This window comes from Martinezella dioscoreae (genome assembly GCF_009176305.1).
Classification (GTDB): domain Bacteria; phylum Pseudomonadota; class Alphaproteobacteria; order Rhizobiales; family Rhizobiaceae; genus Rhizobium; species Rhizobium dioscoreae.
In genome coordinates this window covers 1-6,905 of the sequence record NZ_BLAJ01000030.1, presented here as the reverse complement: position 1 = coordinate 6,905, position 6,905 = coordinate 1, and the positions used below count along the sequence as shown (strand labels likewise).

Annotated in this window: 5 protein-coding genes; all 5 read left to right on the top strand. The window is 52.4% G+C overall.

The window, feature by feature from the left end; all coding sequences use genetic code 11:
• Positions 1-28: 28 nt before the first annotated feature.
• Complete coding sequence (locus tag GDN47_RS32815) at positions 29-265, top strand: transposase (protein WP_352231214.1); 237 nt, start codon at positions 29-31, stop codon at positions 263-265.
• 315 nt (positions 266-580) lie between these two features.
• On the top strand, positions 581-1,690 hold the full coding sequence (locus GDN47_RS31680; RefSeq protein ID WP_233790232.1) for a glycosyltransferase family 4 protein: 1,110 nt from the start codon (positions 581-583) through the stop codon (positions 1,688-1,690).
• Positions 1,691-1,842: 152 nt separating this feature from the next.
• Positions 1,843-4,032, top strand: coding sequence for a glycosyltransferase family 2 protein (locus tag GDN47_RS31675; protein ID WP_210386790.1), 2,190 nt, complete (start codon positions 1,843-1,845; stop codon positions 4,030-4,032).
• A complete protein-coding gene (locus GDN47_RS31670; RefSeq protein WP_152095050.1) occupies positions 4,029-5,840 on the top strand; it encodes an HAD family hydrolase in 1,812 nt (603 codons plus the stop codon). The genes GDN47_RS31675 and GDN47_RS31670 overlap by 4 nt, the downstream gene beginning before the upstream one ends.
• 127 nt (positions 5,841-5,967) lie before the next feature.
• A partial coding sequence (locus tag GDN47_RS31665; RefSeq protein WP_152095049.1) for a hypothetical protein occupies positions 5,968-6,905 on the top strand: 938 nt, incomplete at its 3' end.

Genomic DNA, 6,905 nt, shown 5'->3' with positions numbered 1-6,905 from the left:
GTTCGTCATCCAGGACGGGTAGTCGTTCATGCGGTTTCTCGGTCTCGAGCTTTCCGACAAGGTTCCGGATGCCAAGACGATCTGGCTGTTTCGCGAAAGCCTGGTGCGGTCTGGTGGCATCGACAATCTGTTCGCCCCTTTTCGACAAGCATCTCTCTCGATCGGGCTATCTGGCCACAGGTGGTCAGATCATTCATGCAACGATCATCCGGGCTCCCAGGCAGCACAACAGCCAGGACCAGAAAGACGCGCTCAAGGCTGGTGAGATCCCTGACGAGTGGAGTGGCAAGCCCGCCAAGCTTGCCCGAAGGATCGGGATGCGCGTTGGACGTGAAGTACTCCAAAGCAAAGCAACCGACGAAGGCCGACATCAGCTGCGACCAAGCAGCACGACATCGCCATTCCGGTTTTTGGCTACAAGAACCATGCCGGCATCGTGAGCGATGGGGTGGACGGTGACGAGCGCGGCCGCCCATGCCGGCACTCAACTCAGGAACGTCGTCGCCAAGACCAACACCGCCTGGACCGTCTGGGCCGACAGTGCCTATCGTTCGAAGACCAACACCCCATCTCCTAGGATGTGGGCATCCGCAGTCAAGCTCAGCGTAAGACGTCCTGTCGATCGATTTTCTATTGTCGTCTCCCCTGGCGCCGGCACAAGGAAATCTGTAAGTTCCACGGGAATAGATGCGTCACCACTGTAAGCGTAGCGTTAAAGGATCAACGTTTGCGACTCTTGCTAACCACCTATCACCAAGCATTCCTGTCGCCTGGCGGCGGCGAAACGGAACTGCATCAGCTAGCGGAATATATCAACGATGTCGGTGTTCGCGCAGACCTTTATGGGCCGAACTCCAGGCGCCTAAGCGCCTATGACGCGGTCATTCATTTTTCCGCTCACGGCGGCGGAGAAGGTCTGCTGCAGGATATAAAAGCTGCGGGAAAGCCGATTGCCTTGATTCCGAATTTCAATTTCTTTGATCAGCAGCACAAGGCAAATGACGTCGTTCAGCGTCACCTCGACCTCGCCGATCTGGTCATCTTACGCACGCATGTCGAGAAAGACCTCTGCCAAAAGAATTTTGTCATCGCCAATGACAAGATTGCCGTCGTTCCACCGGGCATTGCGCCCGGTTTCGGCAAGCCGGCCGAAGAGGGCCTCTTCCAATCCGCTTACGGCCTCGACAGATACATCCTCTGGGTTGGGCAAATCGCTGAACACAAGCGGCAGCTCGAAACGATCGAGGCGCTCAAGGGTATCAATATTCCGCTGATTTTCGTCGGCGGATATGCGGACAAGCGCTATTACGATCAATGCCGCGCCGCCGCAGGCGATGACGTCCGCTTCCTGCCGTATATGCAGCCAGCGTCGGAGATCCTTCGCTCGGCCATGCAGAGCTGCTCCGTCTACCTAGAGCTTGGCGATGATGCCCCCGGCTTTTCATCTCTGGAAGCAGCGCTGGCGGGAAGTCCAATGGTTCTGAACGATCATCCGTGGTCGAGGGAAGTGTTTGGATCATTGCCAATCTACGTTGAGACGAACAATCCGGCAGCGATACGGGCTGCAGTCACTACTGCACTGGACACTGGAACCCGGAATCAACTGACGGAAGAGATGCGCAGCCGTCATCTTCAACCTGGTCCGACAAGGCACCTCTTGGAGCTGTTGAAATTGAAAGTAGGGCGTTGACTCTTGGGGCACCCGTTCGCCAATAGGCTCGGGTGTCTGCGTTCCCCACTATGTTATGCGACGCTGCCTTTGGCTCGACCCGAAAACATAGATCGTGATATGCACTTGCTAAAGTGCTGCTGTTGGCGGTCTGACGGCTGCAAGAGAATTGAGTGAAAGGATTTCTCGTGTTCAGTTCCTTCGTCCCTGGAAAGATGGACCTTCGAGCTGGGAACGATCTGACCCTGCTGGGCTCCACAGAAGAAATCTCCGTCTATGACATGACTGGAGGCGACCCCTATTTCCAAATGGAATGGCCGGGTGGAGAGTTGTCTGCCGGTTTGTACGAACTAGTGATCGATGCTCCCGACGGAATTCGGTCGTTGATGCAGCCGACACTTTATGTCGATAGCGGCAGCGGTTACAACGAGCGAGAATGTGTCACCCTGAGTTTTTACGCTCAGCAAGACAGATACGCAGCTGCAATCCTTCTGGAAAAAGGAGCGAAGGCATTGCGGTTCGACCCGAGTTGCCAACCTGGAAGGCTGACGATCGGTTCGGTTTACCTAGGTTACGTTTCCACGATCGATAATCTGCGTGATCTGTCTGTGTCCCGGCCGCATATATACCAGGCCATCAACCAGCAGAGATCGCTTGCGGCTCTCTCTCTCGAAAACGGGATCTACAAGATCGCCGAGGATAAGCGCGAATACGTGTTCGTCCCTCCGCAAGAGCCTGCGGATATCGGTCATCGTCTTGCATCTCTTTCCACGAAACCGACATTTTCCATCGTCGTCCCCTCATACAATACGCCCGAATCACTCATGCAAAAGCTACTGGGTTCGGTTACCGGCCAGTGGTACCCCCATTGGGAACTCATCATCGTTGACGATGCCAGTCCGGATCCGCAGGCAAAGGATTTGCTCGATCAGCTCGCGGACCCGCGCATCAAAGTTTATTGGCAGAGCGAAAATCGTGGCATCGCCGGAGCGACGAATGCCGGCATCGAGGTGGCATCAGGCGAATATGTCGTTCTTCTCGATCATGACGACGAGCTGACGCTGGATTGTCTCTTCGAACTGGCGCTCTGCGTCGATGCATACGATCCGGATTACATCTACAGCGACGAAGACAAGATCGATCTTGATGGGCGCTTCAGCATGCCCCATTTCAAGCCAGATTGGTCGCCGGACACCATGATGAGCACTATGTACGTGTGCCATGTCTCGTGCATCAGACGCCGGCTCCTTCTGGATATTGGTGGCTTGCGGAGCAAGTATGATGGTTGTCAGGATTGGGATCTCATCCTGAGAGTGACGGAAAAAACCCAAAACATCCGTCATATTCCCAAGGTTTTATATCATTGGCGTATCATTCCGGGTTCGGTAGCTGGCGCCCTGACGGAAAAGCCGTATGTTCTGGATGCAAGTCGCCGGGTCAGGGAAGACGCACTACAGCGGCGAGGTTTGGCTGGGACGGTTGAGCCCTTGGATGCCTTGCCGGGATACTTTTCAGTCAACTATCACGTCATGGGCGAGCCCCTTGTATCGATCATCATTCCAACGCGCGATAATGTGAATGTTCTGAAACGCTGCGTGGATTCTTTAGTCGAAAAGGCGACCTATCCTCATAAGCAGATCGTCATCGTTGACAACGGATCCGTGGACAAAACGACGATTGACTACCTTCGTGTTCTTTCCGAGAGCAAGGTCGCCGTTGTCGTCAGAAGCAATACGCCATTCAACTTTTCGGCGCTTTGCAATATCGGCGCCTCACATTCTGACGGCGATTTTCTCCTCTTCCTAAATGACGATACGGAGGTTTTCACTCCGGATTTCCTGGAGCGTATGATCGGCTATGCCCAATTACCACATATCGGAGCCGCTGGTGCAAAACTTCTTTATCCGAACAGTAACCGCGTACAGCACTCCGGCGTGCTGAATCTTGCAAAGGGTCCCGTACACGCCTTTCTGGGCAGCGCCCCCGACATGCCCGGCTACTTCGTCCGGAATCTCCTTGAATACAACTGGCTGGCGGTAACCGGCGCCTGTTTAATGGTACAAAAGACGAAATTCGAGCGCGTGGTCGGTTTCGACGAAAATTTCCCCATCGCTTATAATGACGTTGACTTCTGCTTCAGACTGCATGAAGCAGGGCTCTACAATGTCATGTGCCAGAAGGCGGTATTATATCATCATGAATCCGTGAGCCGCGGACTTGATCGCGAGGATGTGGAAAAAACGCTACGCCTCCAGAGAGAGATGCGCGCGCTTTATGTGAAGCACCCTAAGTACTTCCGGCATGATCCATTTTATAATCCCAACCTTCACCCGAACGGCATCAATTTCGATTATGCGATATGAATGACAAGATTCAGGCTGGTGGCAATATGCTCGACACCGATGTTCTCTCGCATTTGATCGCATCTGCGCAAAATGCGGACATCATATCCTTCGACTTCTTTGACACGCTCTTTCTGAGAACGGTGATCGATCCTGAGGATGTCTTCGACCTCGTGGGACAGCGCGCGGGAATCGAGGGCTTTCGTGAGATCAGACGAAAAGCACAGAGCGACGCCTTCGCTCAGATGCATTCCGATGGTCGAAAAGAAATTACGATGCGCGGAATTTATGAGAAGTTTTCTCATGACGATGTGAACTCCGATGAGATCATGTCGCTAGAATATGAGATGGAGCTTCGTGTCGCTCTGCCGAATACGGAAGTCGTAGCAGCCTTCGAGGAATTTATATCCTCTGGGAAAAAGGTCATCATCACATCGGATATGTATCTTCCGAAAAGCTATTTCGCAGATGTCTTGAGAGCCTTCGAAATTCCGGCAGTCGATATTTTCGTTTCCTCGGAAGTGAACTGCACCAAGAGGGATACAGGAGAGCTTTTCAGCTATATTGCGCGGGAAACCGGCGTCCCCCCGGGTCGCATCCTTCATATTGGAGATAATCCGATCTCAGACGTGGATCGTGCAGCAGAAAAAGGTCTGCAGGTGTTCCATTATCGAAACGATCGGGTTCCGCCTGTCCTGCCCACAGTAAAATCGACGGAATATTCGGTCGCGAGAGGTCTATCGAAAAAGCATCCGGAGGACATTCATTCCGGCACTTATCAGGCACTGGGCTATCATTATGCCGGACCTGCGGCGATTGCCTTCTATGAATGGCTGAAGAAGGAGGTTGTCGCCGATGGGGTCAGTCATGTGCTTCTCATGGCGCGCGATGGATATATCGTCGATCAGATACGTCAATTTGATCCGAATCCGATCGATACCTCCTTTACGTATTTCAAGGGCTCCAGAACCGTCTTTACGCTTGCATCGATAAACGAGAATAATTTCCTCACGTTCCTGCCTTTCCTGACGTCAGGCGCATTTGGCCTTACGCCGGCGGAGCTGTTCACTAGAATAAACGTACCCGCACCTGAGCAGAAGTTGCTGGATGATCTTGGATTAGGTGGCAATGTCACGATTACGGCAGATATTTTGCCAAGGATTCACGACCTTCTCATCGCGTTGCAATGGCACATCATAAGAACATGCCAGCAAAATAGCCGGGGCGTGTTTTCCACTTTGGTTAATATTGGCATACGTCCGAATGACAAAGTTGGCATCGTTGACGTCGGCTGGAACGGAACGACACAATCGGCATTTGAGACGGCCATTGCCGACTGTTTTCCGCTCGACGTGAAGGGCTATTATCTTGCTCTAACAGAAAGCGAAGAATGCCTGGCTCGTCAAAAGAAGAGCTGCATGAAAGCAATGTTTGCCGGCCCGGACTACCTTTCGAGCGATATCAAGGCCATGTACAATAATCGTGTGGTCGTGGAGTTTCTGTTTTCGGCCCCCCATCACTCCATAATATCTCTCCAGGTTTCAGAAACGGGAGACGTCCTGTCGATGGCCGACTCCCGTCGGCATGGCGATAGCCATCTATTACTGGCGGTGGAGCAGGTCATCGATGGAGCCAGGAAATTCGCGAGCGATTTTTACAGTACGATGTCGGATATGAAACTGCCCTTCAATCCGAAGTCGTTGCTCGCACCGCTTCATTCCCTTATTCTGGACGACCATTGGAAAAAGGACGTTCTGTTTGAACATATCACCGATTTTGACGACTGGGCTCTCGCCCGGAAGAAGCCGCGGAAGTTGACGCACTACTAAATTGCGGCACGTTTTGACCGCCAGTCATCGGTGCTTCGCGCGTGGGTCGAGATCTGATATGGACACCAGTTCGATCGGAACCTAGCGGTCTAGCGTGGGCCACTAGACAAGCAATATCAGGATAATCATGACTGCCGAAACTCAATCTCCTATTTTGCGATCGGCTTCTTCGAATATCGTAGATTTGCTGCGGCAAGGCTATCGACGCGTCTGTTTTGGCTATTGCGTGCCGACGGGAGTTATTTCCTCCTGGGTCTCATGCGGGCCATCCTTTCAGTTACAATATGATATCGAGACCGATATTGGGCTGGATAAATTGGTCTATTGGTGGCTTCGCCATGGGCGGCATACTTTCGAGGGCCTGTCTGCGGCCATAGATCCGCATTTTCTTTTCGAAACTCATTTATCAATCCTAGCGGAAGATAAGAATTTCGTACCAAACTCTCCGCTGTTTCAGATCATTCAGCGCCATCGTGAAGATATAACGGATCTACACGATATCAGCACACAGGAGGGCATCCTGGCCTTCTGGAATTGGTGGCTGCAATTCGGGCGAGCGGAGTATTTCGGAGACCTTAACTGGTTTCAAACCCAGGAAATTGTCAATGTCCTGAACAGCGCGTTGAATGACGGCGAGAATGCTTCAGATCTCGTCGTCGACGGAATTCGCTACCTTCAGCTCGTCTATTTAAAGACCTGCATATTGGACGAAACCGGTCCGGTCAGCGATCTGGTGAACAGACTCCATTTCGCATTTCTACACAACGGATTTGTCTCGCCGACACCGTTGCAATGGATAATTTACCGAAACAGAGCTGACCTGCGCGCGACCATGGACCTGAATACGCATGAGGGCGTATTTGCGTTCTGGACGTGGTGGGTCTCACATGGGCATGACGAGTATCTCGGCGGAGCCGTTTGGATTAAGCAAAAACAGGCTTTTTTTCTGCTGGATAGCCTCGAACATGAGGCCGACACATGGGATGTCTTTCGTCATGAGGCTTTATCGCAGATCAAGACTATCCTGACCAATGACGACTGCTCTCCGCGCAATCTCTTCAATGG